The organism is Bacteroides caecigallinarum (assembly GCF_016901995.1).
Lineage (GTDB): Bacteria > Bacteroidota > Bacteroidia > Bacteroidales > Bacteroidaceae > Phocaeicola > Phocaeicola cellulolyticus.
Map to the genome: position 1 here is coordinate 40,367 of NZ_JACJLE010000014.1, position 25,849 is coordinate 66,215.

Sequence of the window (25,849 nt, forward strand, 5' to 3'; positions counted from 1 at the left end):
AGTGTGCGCACGTTCGAAACAAAATGGACGCCCATTCGAGACAAAATGGACGCACGTTTCAGGTAAAACGTGCGTCCATTTTTTTTAAACGTATCAAGACTTATTCTGACACTGTTCCGTCTTCGCTCTTAACCAGCAGAAGAACCTCATTATCAGCAACATCTATAAGCGACAAAGTTCCGTCTTCATTAACAACGAATGAAGCTACTTTATTCATGGCAGAAAGGACCTTACGCTCTGTTTCCATACCCGGACCTGCCATCATGGTGCTTATCATCTGACCGAATTTAAGAGAAGAAGGATTGCCCTCTTCCTGAGAGAATGAACCGTTGATGATGTTGCATCCGCCGTTTCCGTGGACAGCGTTCTCTGCCACATTGAATGAGATGAAAGGAGTCTTGTCAGCAATCTCTACAGCCGCACCTTCCACCTTTGTTATATTCCATTTGCCATTGATGTCATTTACTGATACGGCAGGAGCTTCTTTCTTTTCGAGCGACATCAAGACATTGCCGTCCTTGTCAGTAAGCTCTACTCCGGCAGACGAAGCCTGATATCCGGCAACCTCGTTCAATGCCTCAAGAACTTTCTGTTCTGTTTCCATATCAGGACACATCATACGTGTTGCACCTACTCCGGTAAATCCTATTTTGCCCGGATTGACAGAGTCAACCTCTACTCCACCCATTATTCTGTTACATCCGGCATTTCCGTATATACGTCCTTCTGCAAGATCAAAACCTATGTAAGGATTGCCTTCTACCTGTTCACCCTTTACAGATACAACATTCCACTCGCCCGAAATATCTACTGATTTGCCTGTTGTTCCACAAGATGACAAAACAACCGCAGCAAAGGCTGCTGCACTGATTAACATTTTCTTCATACCTTTTTCCTGTTTTTTTATATTTCAAATACTATAACAAAAACAATTATCCATTGTTCACACAAAAGTAACAAACAATGTTATTGTTTTTTCTATTCTGATATAAAAATAATGATATTTGAACAATACTGCATGCAATTTTGAAAAAAGTCTTATCTTTGCATATTGAACGGTAACGTTTACCGGGAATTAAAATTTCACATTAATATATTAAATGAGTAAAGTATTGATTATCGGTGCAGGCGGTGTAGGTACCGTTGTTGCACACAAGGTGGCTCAGCATCCTGAAGTTTTCACAGAAGTGATGATTGCTAGCCGCACCCAGTCAAAATGTGACGCGATTGTAAAGGCAATCGGCAACCCAAACATCAAAACCGCTAAGGTAGATGCAGACAATGTGGCCGAACTGGTGGCTTTATTCAACAGTTTTAAACCCGAAATCGTTATTAACGTAGCTCTTCCTTATCAGGATTTGACTATCATGGAAGCTTGCTTGCAGGCAGGAGTGAACTATCTTGATACAGCCAACTATGAGCCAAAAGACGAAGCTCATTTCGAATACAGCTGGCAGTGGGCTTACAAGAAACGTTTCGAAGATGCAGGTCTGACTGCCATCCTCGGATGCGGATTCGACCCGGGAGTGAGCGGTGTATATACTGCATATGCAGCTAAACACCACTTCGACGAAATGCATTACCTCGACATCGTTGACTGTAATGCAGGAAATCATCACAAGGCATTTGCAACAAACTTCAACCCTGAAATAAATATCCGCGAAATCACTCAGAACGGACGTTACTGGGAAGACGGGAAATGGGTAACTACAAAACCTCTGGAATTCCACAAGGATCTGACTTATCCAAACATCGGTCCGCGCGATTCATACCTACTTTATCACGAAGAGCTCGAATCGCTCGTAAAGAACTTCCCTACCATCAAGCGTGCACGCTTCTGGATGACATTCGGACAGGAATACCTCACTCACCTGAGAGTGATACAGAACATCGGTATGGCAAGCATCGAGCCTATCAACTACAACGGAATGGAAATCGTTCCATTGCAGTTCCTGAAAGCCGTATTGCCTAACCCACAGGATCTTGGCGAAAACTACGAAGGTGAAACTTCTATCGGTTGCCGTATCCGCGGTGTGAAAGACGGAAAGGAACGTACATACTACGTTTACAACAACTGTTCTCACCAGGCTGCTTACAAGGAAACAGGTATGCAGGGAGTAAGCTACACTACAGGTGTTCCGGCAATGATCGGTGCCATGATGTTCCTGAAAGGATTATGGAAACGTCCGGGAGTATGGAACGTGGAAGAATTCGATCCGGATCCATTCATGGAAGCATTGAACATGTACGGATTGCCATGGCATGAAGTGTTCGACGGAGATTTGGAACTTTAATACAATAACATAAAAAGTCCGCTTCGGAATATGTATCCTCAGTATGACTTATTCCGGAGCGGGCTTTAATTATCTTTATATATACCATGAATGTAGGAGACAAGGCGCCCGACTTTTTGGGACTGAACGAAAAAGGCGAAGAAATACGCCTGAGCAATTACAAAGGAAAGAAAGTAGTACTTTACTTCTATCCTAAAGACATGACCAGCGGATGTACTGCACAGGCATGCAATCTGCGAGATAACTACGAGGCTCTGCAAAATGCAGGATACGAAATTATAGGTGCAAGCATACAGGATGCCAAATCGCACCAGAAATTCATTGAAAAGAACAGTCTGCCATTCACCATCATTGCCGATACGGAACAGAAACTGGTTCAGGAATTCGGTGTTTGGGGTGAAAAAAGCATGTACGGAAGAAAATATATGGGAACTTTCCGTACTACCTTCATCATCAACGAAGAAGGGGTGATAGAAAGAATCATTTCTCCTAAAGAGGTGAAGACAAAAGACCACGCAGCACAGATTTTAAAATAATAACAACATATAAACTCAATCATATATGGCAAAGAAAGACGAACTGGAATTTGAAGGTGGCATAGACAGCCCTTCAAAACCTAACAACTCGGAAAAACTGAAGGCACTGCAGGCTGCCATGGACAAGATAGAAAAGAACTTCGGAAAAGGTTCAATCATGAAAATGGGTGATGACCATGTGGAAGAAGTTGAAGTAATTCCTAGCGGTTCAATAGGACTTAATGCCGCACTTGGTGTAGGCGGTTATCCTAAAGGACGTATCATAGAAATCTACGGTCCTGAATCATCAGGTAAGACCACTCTGGCAATACATGCCATTGCAGAAGCACAGAAGGCAGGCGGTATAGCAGCCTTCATCGATGCTGAGCATGCTTTCGACCGTTTCTATGCTGCAAAACTTGGAGTTGACATCGACAATCTGCTTATCTCACAGCCGGACAACGGTGAACAGGCTCTCGAAATTGCAGACCAGCTGATACGTTCATCAGCTATCGACATCATTGTTATCGACTCTGTAGCTGCACTTACTCCTAAAGCCGAAATAGAAGGCGACATGGGCGACAACCGCGTAGGTCTTCAGGCACGACTGATGTCGCAGGCATTAAGAAAGCTGACATCAACCATCAACAAGACAAACACTACCTGTATCTTCATCAACCAGTTGCGCGAGAAAATCGGTGTAATGTTCGGTAACCCTGAAACTACTACCGGCGGTAACGCTCTGAAATTCTATGCGTCAGTAAGACTTGACATACGCCGTACTACACAATTGAAGGACGGAGAAGATGTTATAGGTAACCAGGTAAGAGTGAAAGTTGTGAAGAACAAAGTAGCACCTCCTTTCCGCAAAGCCGAATTCGACATTATGTTTGGCGAAGGTATTTCCAGAAGCGGAGAAATAATAGACCTGGGAGCTGAACTAGGAATAATCAAGAAAAGCGGATCATGGTATAGCTACAATGATACAAAACTGGGACAGGGAAGAGACGCAGCCAAAGTTTGCATACAAGACAATCCTGAACTGGCAGAAGAACTTGAAAAACTGATTTTCGAAGCTCTTAAAGACAAAGAATAAGGATATATCATAATAAAAAAGCCATTCACAAACCAAGTTTCTTTTTACGGATGCGATATAAAAAAACGTAAAAGATAAAGCTTGATATATGTGAATGGCTTTTTTTTATTTAAATTTACGCTGTTGTAAATCAAAATAAATATAATCATAAAAAATCTCGATTATGAAAATATCGCATTTAGTATTATCGGCAATATTACTTTGTATCTCAACTGTAGCACTGGCACAGAAAAAAATATCCTATCGTTTCGCCACAAAGGCTGAAGCACAAATGCTTATCACAGACATAGATAACTTCACCAATAAATTGAACAGCCTGGATATAAATTTACGTCTGGGAAAAGAAGACGGAAGAAAATCAGAACTGCTCAGACTTGCAATGAACGAGACATTGAACTGGAGCGACGAAGACAAGAAAAAGATTACAGCAGCGTTCAAATCGCTTCAAGCGAAGATAGACAAACAAAAACTGAAAATAAAATATCCTCATGAGATTGTACTTGTCAAGACATCAATGAAAGAAGAGATGAACGTGACGGCATATACCAGAAAGAACTGGATTGCCCTGGGAGAGGATTTTATCAATAAGGCAACAAAAGACAATCTGGAATATCTTCTTGCTCATGAAATGTTTCATCTTTTAACTAGAAACGACAAGAATTTCAAAAAATCTGTTTATTCTGTAATAGGATTCGAAGTAACTGACAGAGAACTGTTTTTCCCTATAGACATAGTGGAAAGGAAAATCTCAAATCCGGACATCGAACAGTACGACAGCTATGCCGAATTTACTATTGACGGAACAAAACAGAAATGCTCGATGATTATATATTCAGACAAGGCATACACTACCGGAGGACTTGGCGACTATCTGAACGTAGGTCTTATACCGCTGGATGATAATCTTATACCTTTGCGCACAGACGGCAAGACCATCATATACGGTATTGACAAGGCTGAAGATTTTTATGACAAAGTGGGAAGAAACACTAAATACACAATAAATCCGGAAGAAATTCTGGCAGACAATTTCGCTTATCTGCTCATTCAGAAAAAAGATTTGCCTAACCCGGAAATAATCAAAAATATAGCAGCCATACTGAAATAATTCATACTGTGGGATGAAAAGAATCGGATTATTGTCTGACACGCACGGATATTGGGACGAGAGGTATCTGAAATATTTTGAGGAATGTGACGAGATATGGCATGCAGGAGACATAGGCTCAAAAGAAGTCATGGACAGGCTTGCCGGATTCAGGCCGTTCAGAGGTGTATATGGCAATATTGATGGACAGGATATCCGCAAAATACTACCTGAAACAAACAGATTTACCGTAGAGGGTGCCGATGTCATTATGAAACATATAGGAGGATACCCAGGAAAATATGACAACAGCATAAAAAAGGTATTGCAAGAGTCCTCTCCCAACCTATTCATAAGCGGTCATTCGCATATTCTGAAGGTGAAATATGACAATGAACTTGGCTTCCTGCACATCAATCCGGGAGCTGCCGGCAAATATGGTTTTCACACCGTACGTACGCTTGTGAGGTTCAATATCAATAATTGTAACTTCTCAGACCTAGAGGTAATTGAGCTAAAAGATTAATTGCAAAAATATTTGTCAGTTAAAGAAATCTTTCCCAAATTTGCACTCGAATTATAAACACTTTTTATGAAAACGTATTTAGTCACAGGAGCAGCAGGTTTCATAGGTTCTAATTACATCAAATACATTCTGAAAAAACACGATGATATTAAAGTCGTAATATTGGATGCTTTGACGTATGCCGGAAATCTGGCTACAATAGACAGCGATATTGACAATGAACGCTGCTTTTTTGTAAGAGGTAATATATGCGACAGCGAACTTGTAGAACGTCTGTTTGCTGACTATAAATTCGACTGTATTGTGAATTTTGCAGCAGAAAGTCACGTTGACCGCAGCATAGAAGACCCTCAGTTGTTTCTACAGACCAACATATTAGGCACACAAAACCTCATGGATGCAGCCCGCAGAGCCTGGGTTACTGGTAAAGATGAAACAGGCTATCCTACATGGAGAAAGGACGTGAGATTCCATCAAGTTTCTACCGATGAAGTTTATGGCTCGTTAGGTTCGGAAGGATATTTCACTGAAACCACTCCATTATGTCCACATAGCCCTTACAGTGCATCAAAGGCAAGTGCGGACATGATTGTCATGGCATATCATGACACATACAAGATGCCGGTTACAATTACCAGATGTTCAAACAACTATGGGCCGTATCACTTCCCTGAAAAACTAATTCCGCTCATCATAAAGAATATACTTGAAGGAAAAAGACTGCCTGTATATGGCGACGGATCGAATGTGAGAGACTGGCTGTATGTGGAAGACCACTGCAAGGCCATTGACCTGGTGGTAAACAAAGGCAGATGCGGAGAAGTTTACAACGTAGGCGGACATAACGAAAAGAAAAATATAGATATAGTAAAGCTGACAATAAGCACCATCCACGACATGATGGCGGAGAAACCTGAATTGAGAAAAATACTAAAGAAAAAGGAACTCAACGAAAACGGTGAAATATCTATAGACTGGATTAATGATTCGCTAATTTCTTACGTAAAAGACAGATTGGGACACGACAAACGTTATGCTATTGATCCAACCAAGATTTCTGAAGAACTGGGATGGACGCCGGAAACGAAATTCGAAGACGGCATAGTAAAAACCATAGAATGGTATCTGAACAATCAGGAATGGGTGAAAAACGTAACAAGCGGAGATTATCAGAACTATTACGAAAACATGTATAAAAACAAATAAATGTTTTCATGAAAACATAAAGCGGTGCAAGGTTCATAATGAATTTTGCACCGCTGTTTTTATATCAGAACTGGAAATATATAAATGGTTGTATATCGCTGCTCTTTATCTGTATTACTATAAATATGACTATTATAATCAGGAGTGCCTGCATTATCAAAGGCATCTTGGTTACAGTATTTGAACATGCATTCTGCCACCTGTCCGGGCACCAGTGCAGAGCAAATCCTAGAACCATAAGCAAGAATACCTTCCAATAGCCGGATACAAGCTGTCCGAACAATTCAGGATGGAAAGACGAGAATATCTGTTTTATCATTGTCACAGAGCCATCGAAAGTGGTATTCCGGAAAAATATCCAGCAGAAACATACAAAATGGAAGGTTATGATTACAGCAAAGAACTTCTTTATTCCCCTGCTTTGATAATTTTTCTCTCTTCCCAATATACTGCGTATAAATTTATGTACTGCCAAAGCCACACCATGAAGACCTCCCCAAACAACGAAATTCCATGATGCGCCATGCCATAATCCTCCAAGGAGCATTGTCAATATGAGATTTATATATGTACGTATTTTCCCTTTACGGTTACCTCCCAATGAAATATAAAGATAGTCCCTGAGCCATGTGGACAGTGATATATGCCATCTGTGCCAGAACTCTGTAACGCTATCCGATTTGTAAGGAGAATTAAAGTTCATAGGAAAACGGAAACCGAGCAGTAATGCCAAACCTATTGCCATGTCACTATACCCGGAAAAATCACAATAAATCTGCAATGCGTAACAGTATATACCGAAGAGGTTTTCAATACCGGAATACAAGCCGGGATTTTCGAATATACGTTCCACAAAATTTACGCTTATATAGTCGGATATTACAGCTTTCTTGAATAAACCGCTAACTATAAAAAATACTCCTTGACCAAACATCTCATTGCTCACGAAAAGCGGCTGACGTATCTGTGGAATAAAATCACGTGCACGAACAATCGGACCTGCCACCAGTTGTGGGAAGAAAGATACATAGAATATGTAATCAAGCAAGCTACGTAGAGGTTTCAGGTCGCCACGATACACATCGATGGTGTAACTTAACGACTGAAAAGTAAAAAATGAAATTCCTACTGGCAAGAATATGTCCAAAGGTTCAAAATTTCCTCCTAATAACGGAGCAAACATTTCATAAAAGAAATTGGTGTATTTGAAATAGCACAAAAGCCCAAGATTGACACATAAGCTTATAATTACCAATAGTCTGCGCTTAGCCTTTTCTGCGGTGTTCTCCATTATTCTGGCAAGAATAAAGTCGGTAACAGTCACAATACCCAGCAAAAAGAAATAAAAGCCGCTGCTTTTGTAATAGAAATAGTATGAAAAGGCCGAAACAAACAGTAGCCTGGCTGTGGTATGGTTACGAAGCAACACATATACTAAACTGAACGCCAAAAACAGAAAGACAAACAAGCCACTGCTGAATATCAACGGCTGCTGCGGATTGTATGTCAATACATCCAATATTTTATGGTAATCAATTCCGAAATTCTCCAAAATATCAATAAACTTTTGTAGCCACATAATCATTGTATGCTTTAATGAATGCTTCGTGTAATAATAATCCCTGAAGCGCGTATCCTTCGCGCGTGAAATGTATTTTGTCTCTTTGGTACATACCTGCTGCGGTCCAGTTCTTGCAAGCAAACTTTTCACCTCCAACCACGTCGTAAAGGTCCCACACTGCAATTTTGTTTTCGGTAGCAAAATCTTTTTCTGTCCTGACCACTAACGGTGTACGTACATTTATAATCCTGTTTCTCCTTCCAGATTTTACATATGCTCCCGGCGGTGTGGTTATAAGAAATCCTGCATTTATACAACCTTTCCTTAGTTCACTTATCAGATTCATCATCTGAACACGATGCTGATCTGACCTGTAACTCCTGCCATGCGCCTCGTTGGTTCCGAATGACATTATTATCAAATCCGGATTTAATGACGTGATTTCATTTATTCTTTCCGGTTTGTTGAAAGATTCACAAGTGGCTCCGTTCACTCCCAATATATGATATACGATTCCAGACCTGCCTGTCTCGGATGCTATGCCTGTGGTATGATAGGAAACATTATAATCAAGTACTGCATCTGCTCCAAAATCCTCTTCCAGCAATTTTCTCATCTTATAAGGGAATATATGCCCCCTAACATGCGAATCGCCTATATGAACAATACGTACAGGGCGTTCCATCGTTGACAATTTTTCCCAAAATACGTCAAGCGTCCTTTCAGGATCAATTATCACATTCTCCATTGTATCTTTGAAGGATGCAGGCATGGGACTTTCAACAGAAATAAATCTCATAAGATGTTCCATGGCAGTACTTGAATATACAGGACCGGAATTGTGATCCCTCTTTGCCTTTTCAGGCACAACATCTTGAGCATACATTTCTGAGAATGTCTGCAGAAAGACCGACAGCACAATAATGATGCATCTGTATCCAACTGCTTTACTGCATCTCGTATGATTTCCTTTTCTCATATTGCTCCTTTCCATACATTATTGCATCAAACAGTAATCCTGCAATGTATTTTCCTCCACGGAAATTTATATGTGTATAATCATAGTTTGCCATAGCCGGATTAGAATTTACCATCTTCGACATACTACCTTCCCCACCCATTGCATTATAAAGGTTCCAGAATGCAACATTTGTTTCTGCCGCTAGCATTTGCTGGCTTCTTATAAGCCCCTTAACAGCGGGCATGGTTCTGAGATTTCCGTTTTCATCTTTAGTTTCTCTGTCACCTATACCTACTATAAGGATGGAGGCATCTGGGAATGCTTTCTTGAAATGCTGAATAACGGACTTCATTCCATCCTTATAATATCCGTAATCCAAACCTCCCTCGAAAGCTACATTCAGACCATACTGAAAAACAATCAGATCATATTTACGCAGTTTGTTGTACTTCTTCAGGAGAGATGAAGGTATTCCCAACAATTGCTGTCCGCTACTACCGCGAGTACTGAAATTATCAAGTATTATACCGTTGTTACTGTCCATTGTTACAGCATAGAACAATGCATCCTGAGACGATTTCTCAATATTCCACTTCACTTTCTTTATATTACCATTTACGGTAAGACACTGCAATGTGCTATCTCCTTTCACACGGAATTTCTGCTCGCTGCTACCGTTTATTTCTGCCGAAATATACAATGAATCGTCCGTTAGGTAGAAGATAGACGAGGAAGTACAACCGTCAAGACAAGAAGCATATTTTGAAGTGGCTTCCAAACTGGTGTATGCTCCTTCTGTTGCATTAAAATAACTGTTTGCAATACCCTGCCTGTTGCGGATAAAACCAATTGAATCTGTTACATTGTGCGAAGCCCATCCTGAGAAACTATGTCTTACAGTCGGTCGGAAACCAGGGAATTTGGACGTTATACTTACGTAGCCTACCCCTTTTCCTCCAAACTCTGTCTGCAAAAGACTTCGTAAATCTGCCGTAAGAATATCTCCCTCGATAAATGAATCGCCAAAATATGCAATCCTTACAGGAGACTGCCTGTTTTCAATATCCGACAACGCTTCGTAAAAGTGAGACATGCCATACTCTGTAGAATCAGAATAGTCTTCTATACACTCTATTCCTGCCTTGCAAGAGTCAACAAACGGTGGTTTTACAACCGGCTCTGAAAAAAGAGAATCAAGATTTAAAGTATCGGCAACATGTACGTCGCAACGTATATCTGACAATAAATCAACTTTTCTAAATGTTTTACCGCATAAATTTATATCGGGTAAATAATGCAGAGACATCAACCCCAGCATCACGAACAAAGCTATTAGAAATGTATAGTGCAGTCTATTCTTCATGAAAATACAAAAACGTTATTTTGTAGGACAAAATATATACTATTAAAAACGCTGCAAATATACATCTTTATTTTATATCCATATACAAAAAAATGCCGGTACATACATTATAGCAGTACCGGCATATACCAAATATTTAAATTAATGAATAATACCAAGCTTTGATGATGACACAAAGTCTATTATCATATCAATATACTGACTGCCCGGCACCTGCTCCTTTATTCTGATCAAGGCATCGTGCTGTGATGTGTTTGCCTTATAAAGAATTCTGTAAGCCTGCGCAATGTGCTTGATCTGTGTTTCAGGAAATCCTTCATGCTCCAACACATGAGTATTGATGCTATAGAATGATATTGGCTCATGAGCCGCAACTATAAATGGAGGTATATCTTTTGTAAAACGACAACCGCCCTGAACTATCGAATAACTGCCCAGACGGGTATTTCCCTGCATCAGGACATTAGAAGTAAGTATTGCACGGTCGAAAATCTTACAGTTACCAGATACTTGCGAACCGTTTCCTATAATACATTCGTTGCCAATCTCTACATCATGCGAAATACGTACTCCCTGCATGATGAAATTACCGTCACCCACTACTGTATCATGAGTAGAATGGGTACCCCGTGTAATGACAGCATTTTCACGAATCACATTATTATCACCTATTCTTACCAATGTTTCTTCACCAGTATAACAAAAATCCTGAGGTACGGCAGCTATCACCGCTCCTTGATATACGGTATTTCCATTACCCATACGTGTTCCACTCATAAGACTGGCGTATGGCATTATCACATTGTTGTCGCCTATCTCGACATTCTTGTCGATATAGGCAAACGGATGCACTGTTACATTGTTGCCCAACTTTGCAGAAGGATCAACATAAGCTAAAGGACTAATCATGTGTTTATCTGTTTTTAAGGTTATTATTCACGTCCGCCACCAAGTGCGCTATACAGGTTTATAACAGCCTGAATACGCTGGAAATTATCAGAAACTTCTGTCAATTCCGCACTCAACAGGTTCTGCTGTGCTGTAAGAATTTCAAGATATGTAGCCTCAGCACTCTGGAACAAAGCTTTTGTATAAGTCACGGCTTTTTCAAGTTGCTCTACTCTACCACGATCTTCTATCAGCTTCTTGTCAACTGTCTCATACAGACACAAGGCATTGCTGACTTCCTGACCTGCTTCAAGAATAGTCTGCTGATAGTTCATGCGGGCTATCTCCTCTTCAGCTTTTGAAACTTTCAGGTTTGCCACCAGTTTGCCGTGATTGAATATAGGCTGTGTCAAAGAAGCCAAAGCCTGGAACATAAACTGTCCCGGATTGGAAACCTGAACACCTGAACCGTTTGTCCATCCTGCAGTACCACCAATAGTAATGCTAGGATAGAAAGCCGAACGAGCCTGATTTGTCGTATAATATGCACTTGCAAGTGTCATTTCTGCAATCTTCACATCAGGACGGTTTTCCAACAGCTGCAATGGCACTCCGGCTGTCAATTCTTCAGGCATAACCTGATCGGCAAGTTTGCCTCTTTCTATTGCCTGCGGAGCTTTTGCAAGAAGTACAGCCAATGAATTTTCAGTCTCACGAACCTGACGTTTCAAGTCAAGCAATGAAGCCTCAACCTGATGACTGGCAGCACGCATCTGAGTGACAGCTGCCTCATTTACATATCCGGCCAACTTCATAGCCTCCATTGCGCGTACATTTTCTTTGTAGATAGCAGCCGTTTCTGTAGTGATTTCCACCTGACGGTCAAGCATCAACAATGTATAATATACGTTTGCAATGCCACAAATAATCTGAGAACGAACAGCCTGCTGGGCGTACTGACTCTGCAAATACACAGCCTGTTGTCCACGTTTAGCATTAAGAATCTTACCGAAAAGGTCTATTTCCCAGCTTGCAGCTACAGGCAACTGGTAAGCCTTTACCATATCTCCACCTCCAATGGTAGTCATTGTACCCTGAGGAGCAAGATTAATTGAAGGCAGGTAAGACAAACGTGCAGAAGTAAGCATTACTTTAGCTTCCTTCACACGAAGCACAGCTGCCTGCATATCAACATTGTTTTGAAGTCCTTCTTCAATCAATGCCTGAAGTTTTGCATCCTTAAACACTTCCTTCCAAGGTAAGTTACCCATATTTGTAGTGTCTGATACCAATGTATCATTAGCCGCAACAGGGTCTCTATAAATACCGGAAGCATCAATAGTGTCAGGACGGTCGTAAGCTTTATAAATGTGGCAACTGCTCAAAGCAGCAGCTGCACACATTGTCAATATGATTTGTTTCTTCATTATAGTCTTAATTATTTAGTATGAGAATATTGTTCAATTTCAGCTTCCACTTCGCTTTCATCCAAGCTATCCCATTCGATAGGCTTGAATTTCTCCTGAAGCCACTGGAATATTACGAACAATACCGGAACAATGAATATCTGGAATATCATACCTACCAACATACCACCAATGGCTGAAGCACCAAGTGTACGGTTACCATGCGCACCTACACCCACTGCAAGCATCAACGGGATAAGTCCGACAATCATTGCAAGTGATGTCATAAGGATAGGACGCAGACGGGCAGAAGCACCAAGCACAGCCGCCCATGCAATACCCATACCCTGCTTACGGCGGTCGAGGGCGAACTCAACGATAAGGATTGCATTCTTAGCCAACAATCCCATAAGCATGATAAGAGCAATCTGCATATAGATATCGTTTGACATTGTACCAATTATCATCTTTAATGCAGGTATGCTACCCAAAGCACTGAAACCGTTTACGAACAAGAAGCTTCCCAACAAACCGGCAGGAACTGAAAGCAATACGGCCAACGGCAATATATAACTTTCGTATTGGGCACTCAACAGCAAATATACAAAGACGAAACACAGAACGAAGATAATGGCTGTTGTACCACCACTGGTTTCGGCTTCCTCACGGGCCATACCTCCAAGTTCGTAACCGAAACCTGTAGGAAGGTTTTCTTTTGCAACCTCGGCAATAGCCTGAAGTGCCTGACCTGAAGTATAACCTGATGCAGGTGCAACCATCACCTTAATAGAAGTATAAAGGTTGAAACGGCTGATGACGTCAGGTCCGTATATTTTCTTCAAAGATACAAACTGAGTAATAGGAGCCATCTCGTTTCCGTTACGTATTTTTATACGGTTCAATGATTCCATATTCTTCGTAGCTTCCGGAGATGCCTGTATCATTACACGGTACATCTTACCGAAACTGTTGAAGTTTGATGCATACAAACCTCCGAAATATCCCTGCATGGTAAGCAAAATATCCCTTGGACTTATACCTGCTTTCTTACATGCAGCAGCATCAATATCCATCATGTATTGTGGGAAACTTGGGTTAAATGTAGTCTGTGCAGAGTTGATTTCCGGACGTTGCTTCAATGCGTCCATATAGCTATGTACTACATCATTGAACTTGTTCAGATCACCACCAGTTCTATCAAGCATGTTCAACTCGATATCACTTGAAGCCGAATATCCAGGAATCATAGGCGGTGTAAAGAACAATACCTGGGCATCCTTAATGATTTTTTGTGCACGCATGAACAATGTTCCTACTACTACACTTGAATTTTGCATCAAGGAACGTTCTTCCCAGTCTTTAAGTTTGATAATCACAGAACCGTATGAAGGACCCTGTCCACCGATAAATCCGAAACCGGAAACAATAGTTCTTGAACTTACAGCAGGTTCTGCAGCAATCAGGCTATCAACCTTATCCATGATTTCCATCGCGCGTTCCTGTGATGTACCAGGAGGAAGTGTCACTGCACCCATAATAGTACCTGTATCTTCTGTAGGCACCATTCCTGTAGGAGTAGTGTTCATGAAGAATACCAATAATACTATAGAAACAGCTACAAGTCCCATAGAGAACCATTTCTTATGTATAAAGAATACAACACGCTTCTTATAACTGCTCAACAAAGAATCGTATGCAGCATTGAAGGATGTATGGAAACGGTCTATCATAGACATTTTCTTCTCGCCATGTTCAGCCTTATGAGGTTTCAAGAATAAAGCACACAACGCCGGTGACAGAGTCAACGCATTCAGTGCTGAGAAACCGATTGAAATAGCCATTGTCAAACCAAACTGACGATAGAAAGTACCGGCAGTACCACCCATGAAACTAACAGGAATGAACACTGACATCATGACAAGTGTAATAGATACGATAGCTCCACCAAGTTCACTCATGGCATCAATAGAAGCCTCTCTTGCCGACTTATATCCCTGGTCAAGTTTAGCGTGTACACCTTCAACCACCACTATGGCATCATCCACCACTATGGCAATAGCCAACACCATGGCAGAAAGAGTAAGCAAATTGACACTAAATCCGATAAGTTTCAAAACGAAGAATGTTGCAATCAAAGCAACCGGAATTGCAATCGCCGGAATAAGTGTTGAACGCATATCCTGCAAGAACACATAAACCACGATAAACACAAGCACGAATGCCTCAATCAAAGTCTTGATTACCTCATGTATTGAAGCGTAAAGGAAGTCGTTGGCATTCTGGGCAATATTGATTTTCAATCCTGTAGGGAGTGATTCCTGTGCCTTGGCAAGAACCTCTTCCAAGTCAGAAATAGTCTGTGTAGCGTTTGTTCCGGCCATCTGGTAAACGATAACAGATACAGCCTTATGTCCGTTAACCCTATTATTAAATGTATAAGCCAGACGTCCAAGCTCTATCTCTGCTATATCACCTAAACGTAATATTTCACCATCAGGCAATGCCTTTACTACGATGTTCTCAAATTCCTCTGCTTTCTGCAGACGTCCTTTATACTTAATAGTATATTGGAATGTCTGGTTTCCGCGTTCACCGAACTGTCCCGGTGCAGCTTCGATGTTCTGTTCAGCAAGAACTGCAGAGATATCAGAAGGAACAAGTTTATATTGCGCCATGATATCAGGCTTCAACCAAATACGCATAGAGTAGTCCATACCCAACACATTGGCATCACCCACACCGTTTACACGCTTGATTTCAGGCACGATGTTAATGTTGGCATAGTTTTCAATAAACTCTACATTATATTCGTCAGTCTCATCGTAAAGAGAGAAAACCATCAACATTGAGTTCTGGCGCTTCTGTGTTGTAACACCAATCTGTGTAACTTCAGCAGGCAGCAAACCTTGAGCCATTGACACACGGTTCTGTACGTTGACAGCCGCCATATCAGGGTCAGTTCCCTGTTTGAAGTAAACACTGATATCAGCAGAACCGGTATTAGTGGCATTTGATTGAATATACATCATGTTTTCAACACCGTTTATCTGTTCCTCCAAAGGAGCGATGACAGAATTCAATACGGCAGAAGCACTGGCACCTGTATAAGTGGCCCTTACGGACACTGTAGGTGGTGCGATATCCGGATACTGAGTAATAGGCAAAGTTGCCAGACCTATAACACCCAAGATAACCATCAAGATAGAAATCACCGTTGACAGTACCGGACGATTAATAAATTTATCTAGTTTCATTCTTTTATTCTTTTTAAAATCTCATTAAATAAGATTGATATATCTGTTTCTGACCAAGATATGCAATTAATTGAAGGCAGTCTGTATATTACCGTCACGCTGGTCCTGCAAATGTTTCTGATACTTTGCTTCCTTTTCAGCAGTTGTAATAGGTACGATCTTCTGTCCGTCAGTCAAGATCTGAACACCTTCAACCACAATCTGGTCACCAGCCTTCAAACCACCAGTCACGATATAATTCTTTCCATCGCTAAGATTTGAAATCTGAATTTCAGTATGTTTCAAAGTGCTGTCCGGCTGCAATACATAAACAAATTTCTTATCCTGTATTTCCTGTGTTGCATACTGTGGTATCAAAATAATATCCTGCATTTCATAAGGGAATATGATATTTGCAGTTCCACCGCTTCGCAAAATATTTCTACTGTTAGGGAATATTGCACGCATACTTACAGAACCTGTAGTCTGGTCAATAACACCACTTACAGCATCAATCTTTCCTGCAGCTTCATAAATTGAGCCATCAGCCAATTGAAGTTTTACTTCAGGCATAGCAGCAAGCTGATCCTTCAGTGATTGTTCAGATTTTGTCATTTCCAGCAATTGCTTCTCTGTCATTGAGAAATACACGTACATGTCACCTATTTGTGAAACAGTAGTCAAAGGCTCTTGTACTGAAGGGCTTACCAGACTACCAACCCTGTATGGGAAAGTTCCGATAACACCATCAGACGGACTTGTAACGGTACAGAAGCCCAAATTCTGTTTTGCTGCAGTATATGCAGCTTCAGCCTGTGAATAGTTGGCTTTTGCTGAAAGCAGATTATTCATAGCTGTCTGATACTCAAAATCACTGATGATTTTTTGTTCGTGAAGCATTTTCTTGTTTTCAAGAGTTGAAGTCACAGTTTCAAGGCTAGCCTTAGCAGCTTCCACACCGGCCTTGGCCTGATCGTATGCAGCCTTATACTGTGTAGGATCTATTTGGAATAATGCCTGTCCACGTTTGACTGTAGCACCCTCGTCAACACACAGTTTTACGATAAAACCTGAAACCTGTGGACGGATTTCAATATCCTGAAGACCCTTTATTGTGGCAGGATAAGTTTTTGTCTGATGACTTGAAGTATAAGCCGTTGTCATAACAGCAAATTCATTGTCACCCATCTTCATACCACCCTGGCCACCGCCACAAGCAGTAAGAACAGAAACACCCAACATAGCTATGGCAATACGGCCATTGCTAAAATTCAATTTACTTTTCACGCTCATTTTCATATAAAATTATTATATATTTTTTTCAAATACCTTAGTTCGCCAACTATTTTCATAAAAACACACGTGCAAAGATATAAAATTCGGGCCATCTAAAATTAACAATTAACTAAGAATAACCAATAAATCTGACGATATTAAAATTGTACTAGTGAATATGATTATTAGACAAAAAAAAGAAGAGTTTATGAAGAAACAATTTCAGAAAAAGAAAAAACAATTTAGAGATTTTAATTACAAATGAAGCTTATATTAGATTTTTATTCATACATTTGTGCATCTTAATAAACAAATAACAACAAAATGTAATAACTTATGGTAAAGATAACAAAAGAAGCCGCCCTGCTTTATCACTCACAGGGCAAACCGGGAAAAATAGAGGTTATTCCCACCAAACCATACCAGACACAACGCGACCTCTCATTGGCATACTCACCTGGAGTAGCAGAACCATGTCTGGAAATCCAGAAGAATCAGGAAACAGCATACGACTATACAGCCAAAGGTAACCTGGTAGCAGTTATTTCAAACGGAACAGCCGTATTGGGATTAGGCGATATAGGTGCCATGAGCGGAAAGCCAGTTATGGAAGGTAAAGGACTTCTGTTCAAGATATATGCAGGAATCGATGTATTCGACATTGAAGTAAACGAAAAGGATCCTGAAAAATTCATCGAGGCCGTTAAAGCAATAGCACCAACTTTCGGAGGTATCAACCTTGAAGACATCAAAGCTCCTGAATGTTTTGAAATCGAAAACAGACTTAAGGCAGAGCTTGACATTCCGGTAATGCACGACGATCAGCACGGAACAGCCATCATCTCAAGTGCAGGACTTCTGAATGCCCTCGAAGTTGCCGGAAAGAAAATCGAAGACGTCAAGATTGTAGTTAACGGTGCAGGCGCATCAGCTACATCATGTACAAAACTATATATAGCACTTGGAGCACGCAAGGAAAATATCCTTATGCTCGACAGTAAAGGAGTAATCACAAGCGACCGTCCTAACCTGACAGAAAGCAAAAAATTCTTTGCTACAGACCGTCGTGATGTACACACTTTGGAAGAAGCCATCAAGGGAGCAGACGTATTCCTCGGTCTTTCAAAAGGAAACGTCCTCACACAAGACATGGTACGAAGCATGGCACCAAGCCCTATAGTATTCGCACTTGCCAACCCTACTCCTGAAATTTCATATGAAGACGCCATGAGCGCCCGCCCTGACGTTTTGATGTCAACAGGACGTTCGGACTATCCTAACCAGATCAATAATGTAATCGGTTTCCCTTACATCTTCCGTGGAGCATTGGATACACGTGCCAAAGCCATAAACGAAGAAATGAAACTGGCTGCCGTACATGCCATAGCTGATCTGGCGAAGAAACCAGTTCCAGACGTTGTAAACGAAGCATATCACGTAAACAACCTTTCTTTCGGACCAGACTATTTCATCCCGAAACCAGTCGATCCACGACTCATCACAGAAGTATCAATGGCAGTAGCCAAAGCTGCAATGGATTCAGGTGTCGCACGTAAAGAGATAACTGACTGGAATGAATACAAGAACCATCTTCTTGAGCTCATGGGTCAGGAAAACAAACTTACACGCAAGCTTTATGAAACAGCCCGCAGCTGTCCTCAGAGAGTTGTATTTGCCGAAGGTATCCACCCTAACATGCTTAGAGCCGCAGTGGAAGCCAAATCAGAAGGCATCTGTAACCCTATCCTTTTAGGAAACACAGAAAGAATACAGAAACTTGCCAAAGAGCTTGACCTCAGCCTTGAAGGTATAGAAATCATCAACCTCCGCCACGACAGCGAAGCTGAAAGAAGAGAAAGATACGCACGCATACTTTGCGAAAAACGCGCACGCGAAGGAGCCAACTTTGCAGAAGCAAACGATAAGATGTTCGAACGCAACTATTTCGGTATGATGATGGTCGAGACAGGCGAAGCAGACGCATTCATCACAGGTCTTTACACCAAATACAGCAACACTATCAAGGTTGCCAAGGAAGTAATCGGCATACAGGAAGGATACAAACACTTCGGAACTATGCACATCCTCAACTCAAAGAAGGGTACATACTTCATTGCTGATACACTTATAAACCGTCATCCGGACACAGATACACTGATAGATATAGCACGTCTGTCTGCCAAGTCAGTACGTTTCTTCAACCATGAACCAGTTATGGCAATGCTTTCATACTCCAACTTCGGTTCCGATCAGGAAGGAAGTCCGGCAAAAGTACACGAAGCTGTAGCCTACATGCACAAGAACTATCCTGAATTGGCAATCGATGGTGAAATGCAAGTAAAATTCGCTCTTAATGACGAATTGCGCGATGAAAAATATCCGTTCACAAAACTGCTAGGCAAGCAGGTCAATACACTGGTATTCCCTAACCTAAGCTCAGCGAACTCAACTTACCAGCTCATACAGAACATGAGTGAAACAGAAGTCATAGGCCCTATCCAGATGGGATTGAACAAACCTATCCACTTTACCGACATCGAAAGTTCAGTACGCGATATAGTGAACATCACAGCTATAGCATGTATTGACGCCATAGTTGACAAAAAGAAAAAAGGATGTTAATCATAATATGACGAAGCATTAATTTGACGAGTTGACAAGGTTTCCGTTCCAAAGAAAAGACCTTGCCAACTCGTTTTATTATATACTCACTTTATTAAAGAAACCTGCTATGCGAAAGCCACTTACGAATACACAATGCGTCCTGCTCACACTGTTCTGGGCAGCACTCTGTTTTGTAGTCATAACATCATCACCACGGATAGACGGACCGCTAATTGTAACTATAATCATATCAGGAGCCTTGGTTTTCATACCGATAGGCAAGTCAATCAACAGCCGAAAGAAATAAGCATTTCAACACATTTTATGCAATAAAAGTATAAAAAAGATATTTTTCTTATTTTTTTTAATCAAAATGTTGCATAAACCAATTCTTTGATATATTTTTGCATCATCTACTAGAGAGATAAAAAACAACAAATAGTAACAACCAATTAATTTTAAGGTAAAGATTATGAATGCAGCTAAAGTTTTGGAGGATCTTAAGAGAAGATTTCCTAATGAACCTGAATACCATCAGGCAGTAGAAGAAGTTTTGGGAACAATCGAAGAAGAATACAACAAACACCCTGAATTCGACAAAGTAAACCTCATCGAACGTCTTTGTATTCCAGACAGAGTATATCAGTTCCGCGTAACATGGATGGACGATAAAGGCAACATCCAGACTAACATGGGTTATCGTGTTCAGCACAACAACGTTATCGGCCCTTACAAAGGCGGTATCCGTTTCCACTCTTCAGTAAATCTGTCAATCCTTAAGTTCCTTGCTTTCGAGCAGACATTCAAGAACTCACTTACTACACTTCCTATGGGTGGTGGTAAAGGTGGTTCAGACTTCTCTCCACGTGGAAAGTCAAACGCCGAAGTAATGCGTTTCTGCCAGGCATTCATGTTGGAATTATGGCGTCACATCGGTCCTGAAACAGACGTTCCTGCAGGTGATATAGGTGTAGGTGGTCGTGAAGTAGGCTACATGTTCGGTATGTACAAAAAATTGGCTCACGAATTCACTGGCGTACTTACAGGTAAAGGCCGCGAATTCGGCGGTTCACTCATCCGTCCTGAAGCTACCGGTTACGGAAACATCTACTTCTTACAGGAAATGTTGAAGACACGCAATATTGACATTGCAGGCAAAACATGCCTTGTATCAGGTTCAGGAAACGTAGCACAATATACAGTTGAAAAACTTATCCAGTTGGGCGCTAAAGTCGTTACAATGTCCGATTCAGACGGTTACATCTACGATCCGGACGGTATCGACCGCGAAAAACTCGACTACATCATGGAACTCAAGAATTTGTATCGTGGCCGTATCCGCGAATACGCAGAGAAATACGGATGTAAATACGTTGCAGGTGCACGTCCATGGAATGAAAAAGCAGATATCGCTCTTCCATCAGCTACTCAGAACGAAATCAACGGTGATGATGCCAAAGCTCTTATCGCAAATGGTGTATTCGCTGTATCAGAAGGTGCAAACATGCCTTCTACTCCAGAAGCAATCCGCGTATTCCAGGAAGCTAAGATTCTTTACGCTCCGGGTAAAGCAGCCAATGCAGGTGGTGTATCTGTATCAGGTCTTGAAATGACTCAGAACTCTATCAAGTTAAGCTGGAGTGCAGAAGAAGTTGACGAAAAACTGAGAAGCATCATGAAGAACATCCACGAAGCTTGTGTACAGTACGGTACAGAGCCAGACGGATATATCAACTATGTGAAAGGTGCTAACGTAGCCGGCTTCATGAAGGTTGCTAAAGCAATGATGGCTCAGGGTATTGTTTAATCCCCGACTCTACGCTAAAACAGTATAGTTTAAATAATAATAATAATGAGACTGTCGTCATCATATTAATGTTGAGGCAGTCTCATTTTATTTTCCAGCACAAAGCTTATTTATACGTTATTCAAAGCATCATCCTTATCCGATGCCCATGTGGTTCTAGAGTAAACTCAGGATTAAATGGATTAAAATAATAAATATCCATATCATCAAGCAATTCAAGATAATATGGTAATTTTTGCTTAAAACGGCTAGTTTCTTTTACATCTACCGAAGTCCAATAGGCCTCAGCCACAACTATAAGTCTTGGAAATGCCATAAAATCAAGTCTCTTCACTTAAGCTACACGTTCTGTCCATAAACTGAACTGAATTTCATAGCCATGAAAAAGATTTACCAAGTATTCAGAAAAATTACAAATATCCTCTATCGGATTATATCTATTCCATCTACGGCCAATATTATGAGTTCTATACTAAAAAAATCGGCATATAAAGGACAACGCGGAGTCTAAATAACGCACATTCCGGATTCATTGGATGCTGTAAGTTTTACAGTATCAGGAGTCAGCTTTAATCCGTTATTTGTAATTGTTCTTTCATTATTACACCCGACAAGACAGATTTGGTGGGAATATCGCTCAATGTTTCCTTTAAATTTGAAATAATCTTTTTAGAATAACTATCATTGCTACATATTTCAACATCCTTACCAACCACGAAAAAATCTTTTCCTTCTTTTATATGTGCTGGAGCAGGAAATAATGAGACTTGTGATAAAATAGGTTATACAATAAACAAGCAATTAAAGACAATTTTTCTATACATTTATAATTTTAGATTCAAAAATAACTTAAATCCATAATATTAAATAGATTTAAAATTTAATCAACAGAAGAAATCAGGTATTTTACTATACAAAATATCCATTTCTACTATTAATGTAAAAATAAAATCTTCAACTTGCGTTACAAAAATAAGCATTTTATGTATATATTGATATACAAACACTATTTTTTGTAAAAGTCTCAAGTCTCTACATAAAACAGTATCAATACAGAACTACACGGGTAGAAACAATAATCCCTCCCCACCCATGTAAAAACCATACATGGAATAAGGAAGGACATATTACGTATTAAAATTATTTTTTCAAAGACAAAGATTGAGTACTCCAATTATAAATCACCGTATATATCGTGTTGATATTCACAGTTTCATCATCCATCTTTCCCCATTCACCGTTCAAAACATTCACTTCCGAATCCGAATTAGTCATCGACAACTGATAGCTGAAAGAAATACCCTCTGAATGAGGGAAATAAGCTGTTTCTCCATTTAGCAGCGAAACCTTCCTTTCACCCGCAGTAACCGTAAAGCTATAATCATGCAACCAATCGCCAAGCACTTCAGAAATATCTAAACTTACAGCAAAAGTAATCATAGGAACTTGAACTTTTAATCCAGTTGTTTCACCCTGCTTCACAATAAAAGGTACTTCCTTATAATAAACTGGTACGCCTTTTTCATCATTAGTCCAATTTTTTTCTGATCCATAATTCGGACTATATACTTTCAACATATAATCATCTGCTACATCCAACTCAATTTTATCCTGCATATCTTCTGCAGAAAGTGTGCGGAGCATCTCATTGCCTTTCCATAGTTCAACAGTCCAGATTATATCATCAGTTGAACGCGAAGCAACTTCTGTATTTGTTTGTGTCTGAATTTCTATACCAGAAACCGACAAAAATCCTTCTCCATATAGAACTTCTTTTTGCTGACAAGCAATCAGTAAAAAGATTCCACTTAATATATAAAATATATTTAGTTTCATGACTTCATCTTTTTATTTATCAAATGCAATGGAAACATCATCTATCTTCAAAATACTTCCCATATGTACTGTCCAGTTACCAATAACAGGATAAGTTATTGTTGTTCCTAAAGCAAAATCACTCTTAGAAAGTGAAGTTTTATTCGAGGCCAAAAACTGTACGCATATAGAAGTAGCCTTCTCAAAAGGTTCAGTATAATTAAAGTCAACTGTAGCATGTACATATTCGCTATCCTCATTCGAATAGGCAACAGGTTCATACGTTCCAGTAGCTATTTCCCTATATCCGTTCTTCAAAGCTACAACAACCTTAAAAGCATCAGAATTATAAGGCTTATATTTATACCAGAAAGACATTGAAGTTGGACGAGAATTAAAATCATGACCTTGCACAATACCAGAGTTGTAGGTTCCAATAAACAAACTACCAACCATAGCACCACCAACATAAGTACCTGCAGTATTAGCATAGCCATCACCACATCCCGAAAGATAGATCAATGCAGCTTTTCCTCCTCCATGAGCATCTTCTGTATAACTAACACAAGATGCAAAACAACCTTCATACCAAATACCCAAAGCATATGTTCCACCTTGTGCTTTATCATTATTTGTAGCCCACCAAGACGAGCTGGCATTACCTTCTGTATAAGGATGGAAAGTATAATATGTTTTATCCTTAAAAGGCCATGTTCCTGATTTTTTCTTTTCCTCAATATACCATTCTTCCATATCTGAGTTCGGTAACTGCTGTGGAGTTTCTAATTCCACATCTATAGGTTCAGTTTCGATACCTTCACGATATACGGCACGCACCTGATATTGCTTATCAGCAGGATAGTCATCAAACTTTACCAAGCGGTCACAATCAATCCATTGCTCATCACCTTTCTTACGATATTGATATTGGATTCTCTTCGAAAGAGTTTCTACATCACCCGTTCTGATATCACAACTATCTACACTAAACTCCTTGCACCAGAAGTTTCCCGGATTGGTAACAAGATAAAATTCCGGTTTATTACAAGTAAGCGTATATACTCGATTAGCTGCAGCATCCTCGCTTGCCCAACGATTATTGGCCTTAACATCTACTTCTACTGTCGATACAACAGTAGCACCTCTATCTGTCATCAATTGTGGAATCAAGGAAGTAAAATCAAGACAGCACTCCGTTGCTCCTATTTCCGGCAATGTAATACCCAACGCCGTTTCTATAACCGACTTATCTTCAGCATTCGACAATAAATATTCTCGCCCTTGTTCCAGTCCGGCAAACTTAGCATCTGCCGAATTAAACTTTAGCTTCAACTCCTGCAAGGCAGACGAAAGTTTCAGACGAATAACAGCCTGTTTCTTCTCTGTTTCGGCAAACGACAATGTATTGTTCACGAAATCGTCTGTTTCCAACTTCGGCTTTGGCAAATATTCCACAGGGATTGTTTCTGAAATGGAAACTGTTTCTGTTTCCAATTTCTCAATAGAAATACCTACTCCAGATGTAACACTGGACTCATCCAATCCCAACGTAACTTTCACATGAGTCTTTACAGGAATATTTGCAAACTGTTCCTGTTCTGGAATATCATGTACAACTTCCTTACCAGTTCCTGACAGACGTCCGTGAAAAACCAACTTCACAGAAGAACCGGCACGAAAATAAGCACTCTTTCCTGAATCAGCATCCAAATCGACAGATTCACTTCCTGCGGAAACAGTTACGTAATAAGATTCGTACATTTTGTTAAGACTCTCTTTGTTATAAATGACTGACAACAAAGAATTGGCAACTGAACAAGGAATAGAGATTGGTATCATCTGTCCCTTTATCACTTCCTGTCCTGCCAAACTTCCTGTATAATAAGGAGCATCCAAGGCAATCACCGGATTATCACCATAAGTAGCCGTCAAGTCATAGAGCCCTTCCAACAGCAGGACAGATTCCTTGCAGCTACCTTTATATGCCGACTTATCCGTACCGCTATATACTACTTTTAACTGAAACTTTTCCATTACCGGATCTTCTAGGCCGGAAGGAGCTGTACGAGAATAAGCCTTATTTTCTTCGTCAGTCAATGTAACAAGTAAACCAGTCTTGCCTGATAAAGTCGTTTCTTCATCAGACTGACATCCAGTCAATACCATACACAGTACCAGCAAACACAAGTAACTTATCCACTTCATATATTCA

20 protein-coding genes are annotated in these 25,849 nt (G+C 40.3%); 8 read left to right on the top strand and 12 right to left on the bottom strand.

Going from position 1 to position 25,849, the window contains the following annotated elements:
* Positions 1-100: 100 nt before the first annotated feature.
* On the bottom strand, positions 101-886 hold the full coding sequence (locus H6A61_RS05260; protein ID WP_204391723.1) for an META domain-containing protein: 786 nt from the start codon (positions 884-886) through the stop codon (positions 101-103).
* 214 nt (positions 887-1,100) lie between these two features.
* Between H6A61_RS05260 and H6A61_RS05265 the strand changes: the two genes are divergently transcribed.
* The 6 genes from H6A61_RS05265 (at position 1,101) to rfbB (ending at position 6,724) form a co-directional block, all read left to right on the top strand.
* On the top strand, positions 1,101-2,294 hold the full coding sequence (locus H6A61_RS05265) for a saccharopine dehydrogenase family protein (RefSeq protein ID WP_154044693.1): 1,194 nt from the start codon (positions 1,101-1,103) through the stop codon (positions 2,292-2,294).
* An 86-nt stretch (positions 2,295-2,380) separates the two neighbouring features.
* Positions 2,381-2,830, top strand: coding sequence for a thioredoxin-dependent thiol peroxidase (gene bcp / locus H6A61_RS05270; protein WP_154044694.1), 450 nt, complete (start codon positions 2,381-2,383; stop codon positions 2,828-2,830).
* A gap of 25 nt (positions 2,831-2,855) precedes the next feature.
* A complete protein-coding gene (gene recA / locus H6A61_RS05275; RefSeq protein WP_154044695.1) occupies positions 2,856-3,905 on the top strand; it encodes a recombinase RecA in 1,050 nt (349 codons plus the stop codon).
* Between the two features lie 163 nt (positions 3,906-4,068).
* Positions 4,069-5,013 carry a hypothetical protein gene (locus H6A61_RS05280; protein WP_239469116.1) on the top strand — a complete coding sequence of 315 codons (945 nt, stop codon included), beginning with the start codon at positions 4,069-4,071 and terminating at the stop codon, positions 5,011-5,013.
* A gap of 13 nt (positions 5,014-5,026) precedes the next feature.
* Positions 5,027-5,518, top strand: coding sequence for a metallophosphoesterase family protein (locus H6A61_RS05285; protein WP_204391725.1), 492 nt, complete (start codon positions 5,027-5,029; stop codon positions 5,516-5,518).
* 66 nt (positions 5,519-5,584) lie between these two features.
* A complete protein-coding gene (gene rfbB, locus H6A61_RS05290; RefSeq protein ID WP_204391727.1) occupies positions 5,585-6,724 on the top strand; it encodes a dTDP-glucose 4,6-dehydratase in 1,140 nt (379 codons plus the stop codon).
* 64 nt (positions 6,725-6,788) lie between these two features.
* On the opposite strand, the gene H6A61_RS05295 is transcribed toward rfbB, so the two are convergent.
* The 7 genes from H6A61_RS05295 to H6A61_RS05325 all read right to left on the bottom strand — a co-directional run bounded on the left by H6A61_RS05295 (position 6,789) and on the right by H6A61_RS05325 (position 17,435).
* Positions 6,789-8,303, bottom strand: a complete 1,515-nt coding sequence (locus tag H6A61_RS05295) for an MBOAT family O-acyltransferase (RefSeq protein ID WP_204391729.1) — start codon at positions 8,301-8,303, stop codon at positions 6,789-6,791.
* Complete coding sequence (locus H6A61_RS05300) at positions 8,281-9,264, bottom strand: GDSL-type esterase/lipase family protein (RefSeq protein WP_239469117.1); 984 nt, start codon at positions 9,262-9,264, stop codon at positions 8,281-8,283. The genes H6A61_RS05295 and H6A61_RS05300 overlap by 23 nt, the downstream gene beginning before the upstream one ends.
* Complete coding sequence (locus tag H6A61_RS05305; RefSeq protein WP_204391733.1) at positions 9,233-10,609, bottom strand: SGNH/GDSL hydrolase family protein; 1,377 nt, start codon at positions 10,607-10,609, stop codon at positions 9,233-9,235. Before H6A61_RS05305 ends, H6A61_RS05300 begins: the two co-directional genes overlap by 32 nt.
* 141 nt (positions 10,610-10,750) lie before the next feature.
* Positions 10,751-11,518, bottom strand: a complete 768-nt coding sequence (lpxA, locus tag H6A61_RS05310) for an acyl-ACP--UDP-N-acetylglucosamine O-acyltransferase (protein ID WP_204391735.1) — start codon at positions 11,516-11,518, stop codon at positions 10,751-10,753.
* 23 nt (positions 11,519-11,541) lie between these two features.
* Positions 11,542-12,924 (bottom strand): TolC family protein, encoded by a 1,383-nt coding sequence (locus tag H6A61_RS05315; protein ID WP_204391737.1) that lies wholly within the window; start codon positions 12,922-12,924, stop codon positions 11,542-11,544.
* Between the two features lie 11 nt (positions 12,925-12,935).
* Positions 12,936-16,157: an efflux RND transporter permease subunit gene (locus tag H6A61_RS05320; RefSeq protein WP_204391739.1), complete on the bottom strand. Its 3,222-nt coding sequence runs from the start codon at positions 16,155-16,157 to the stop codon at positions 12,936-12,938.
* Positions 16,158-16,223: 66 nt separating this feature from the next.
* Positions 16,224-17,435 carry an efflux RND transporter periplasmic adaptor subunit gene (locus H6A61_RS05325; RefSeq protein ID WP_154044379.1) on the bottom strand — a complete coding sequence of 404 codons (1,212 nt, stop codon included), beginning with the start codon at positions 17,433-17,435 and terminating at the stop codon, positions 16,224-16,226.
* Positions 17,436-17,747: 312 nt separating this feature from the next.
* Here H6A61_RS05325 and H6A61_RS05330 point away from each other — a divergent pair, with 312 nt between their 5' ends.
* The gene (locus H6A61_RS05330; protein WP_154044378.1) at positions 17,748-20,033 is read left to right on the top strand and encodes an NADP-dependent malic enzyme; all 2,286 of its coding nucleotides are present in this window, start codon (positions 17,748-17,750) and stop codon (positions 20,031-20,033) included.
* A 78-nt stretch (positions 20,034-20,111) separates the two neighbouring features.
* Here the strand turns inward: H6A61_RS05330 and H6A61_RS16280 are convergent, their stop codons facing one another.
* Positions 20,112-20,264, bottom strand: a complete 153-nt coding sequence (locus H6A61_RS16280; RefSeq protein WP_204391741.1) for a hypothetical protein — start codon at positions 20,262-20,264, stop codon at positions 20,112-20,114.
* A gap of 223 nt (positions 20,265-20,487) precedes the next feature.
* Between H6A61_RS16280 and H6A61_RS05340 the strand changes: the two genes are divergently transcribed.
* Positions 20,488-21,822 carry an NADP-specific glutamate dehydrogenase gene (locus H6A61_RS05340; RefSeq protein WP_154044376.1) on the top strand — a complete coding sequence of 445 codons (1,335 nt, stop codon included), beginning with the start codon at positions 20,488-20,490 and terminating at the stop codon, positions 21,820-21,822.
* A gap of 121 nt (positions 21,823-21,943) precedes the next feature.
* Here the strand turns inward: H6A61_RS05340 and H6A61_RS05345 are convergent, their stop codons facing one another.
* From H6A61_RS05345 to H6A61_RS05355, 3 genes are all read right to left on the bottom strand, one after another.
* Positions 21,944-22,138, bottom strand: coding sequence for a hypothetical protein (locus H6A61_RS05345; protein ID WP_204391743.1), 195 nt, complete (start codon positions 22,136-22,138; stop codon positions 21,944-21,946).
* A gap of 824 nt (positions 22,139-22,962) precedes the next feature.
* Positions 22,963-23,658: a DUF4493 domain-containing protein gene (locus H6A61_RS05350; protein WP_204391745.1), complete on the bottom strand. Its 696-nt coding sequence runs from the start codon at positions 23,656-23,658 to the stop codon at positions 22,963-22,965.
* Between the two features lie 12 nt (positions 23,659-23,670).
* Positions 23,671-25,842, bottom strand: coding sequence for a DUF4493 domain-containing protein (locus H6A61_RS05355; protein ID WP_204391747.1), 2,172 nt, complete (start codon positions 25,840-25,842; stop codon positions 23,671-23,673).
* Between the last annotated feature and the right edge of the window lie 7 nt (positions 25,843-25,849).

What these genes read in the sequence shown, in the direction of transcription:
- H6A61_RS05260 (WP_204391723.1), bottom strand. Translation starts at nt 886, where the DNA reads ATGAAGAAAATGTTAATCAGTGCAGCAGCCTTTGCTGCGGTTGTTTTG.
- H6A61_RS05265 (WP_154044693.1), top strand. Translation starts at nt 1,101, where the DNA reads ATGAGTAAAGTATTGATTATCGGTGCAGGCGGTGTAGGTACCGTTGTT.
- bcp (WP_154044694.1), top strand. Translation starts at nt 2,381, where the DNA reads ATGAATGTAGGAGACAAGGCGCCCGACTTTTTGGGACTGAACGAAAAA.
- recA (WP_154044695.1), top strand. Translation starts at nt 2,856, where the DNA reads ATGGCAAAGAAAGACGAACTGGAATTTGAAGGTGGCATAGACAGCCCT.
- H6A61_RS05280 (WP_239469116.1), top strand. Translation starts at nt 4,069, where the DNA reads ATGAAAATATCGCATTTAGTATTATCGGCAATATTACTTTGTATCTCA.
- H6A61_RS05285 (WP_204391725.1), top strand. Translation starts at nt 5,027, where the DNA reads ATGAAAAGAATCGGATTATTGTCTGACACGCACGGATATTGGGACGAG.
- rfbB (WP_204391727.1), top strand. Translation starts at nt 5,585, where the DNA reads ATGAAAACGTATTTAGTCACAGGAGCAGCAGGTTTCATAGGTTCTAAT.
- H6A61_RS05295 (WP_204391729.1), bottom strand. Translation starts at nt 8,303, where the DNA reads ATGTGGCTACAAAAGTTTATTGATATTTTGGAGAATTTCGGAATTGAT.
- H6A61_RS05300 (WP_239469117.1), bottom strand. Translation starts at nt 9,264, where the DNA reads ATGAGAAAAGGAAATCATACGAGATGCAGTAAAGCAGTTGGATACAGA.
- H6A61_RS05305 (WP_204391733.1), bottom strand. Translation starts at nt 10,609, where the DNA reads ATGAAGAATAGACTGCACTATACATTTCTAATAGCTTTGTTCGTGATG.
- lpxA (WP_204391735.1), bottom strand. Translation starts at nt 11,518, where the DNA reads ATGATTAGTCCTTTAGCTTATGTTGATCCTTCTGCAAAGTTGGGCAAC.
- H6A61_RS05315 (WP_204391737.1), bottom strand. Translation starts at nt 12,924, where the DNA reads ATGAAGAAACAAATCATATTGACAATGTGTGCAGCTGCTGCTTTGAGC.
- H6A61_RS05320 (WP_204391739.1), bottom strand. Translation starts at nt 16,157, where the DNA reads ATGAAACTAGATAAATTTATTAATCGTCCGGTACTGTCAACGGTGATT.
- H6A61_RS05325 (WP_154044379.1), bottom strand. Translation starts at nt 17,435, where the DNA reads ATGAAAATGAGCGTGAAAAGTAAATTGAATTTTAGCAATGGCCGTATT.
- H6A61_RS05330 (WP_154044378.1), top strand. Translation starts at nt 17,748, where the DNA reads ATGGTAAAGATAACAAAAGAAGCCGCCCTGCTTTATCACTCACAGGGC.
- H6A61_RS16280 (WP_204391741.1), bottom strand. Translation starts at nt 20,264, where the DNA reads ATGATTATAGTTACAATTAGCGGTCCGTCTATCCGTGGTGATGATGTT.
- H6A61_RS05340 (WP_154044376.1), top strand. Translation starts at nt 20,488, where the DNA reads ATGAATGCAGCTAAAGTTTTGGAGGATCTTAAGAGAAGATTTCCTAAT.
- H6A61_RS05345 (WP_204391743.1), bottom strand. Translation starts at nt 22,138, where the DNA reads ATGGCATTTCCAAGACTTATAGTTGTGGCTGAGGCCTATTGGACTTCG.
- H6A61_RS05350 (WP_204391745.1), bottom strand. Translation starts at nt 23,658, where the DNA reads ATGAAACTAAATATATTTTATATATTAAGTGGAATCTTTTTACTGATT.
- H6A61_RS05355 (WP_204391747.1), bottom strand. Translation starts at nt 25,842, where the DNA reads ATGAAGTGGATAAGTTACTTGTGTTTGCTGGTACTGTGTATGGTATTG.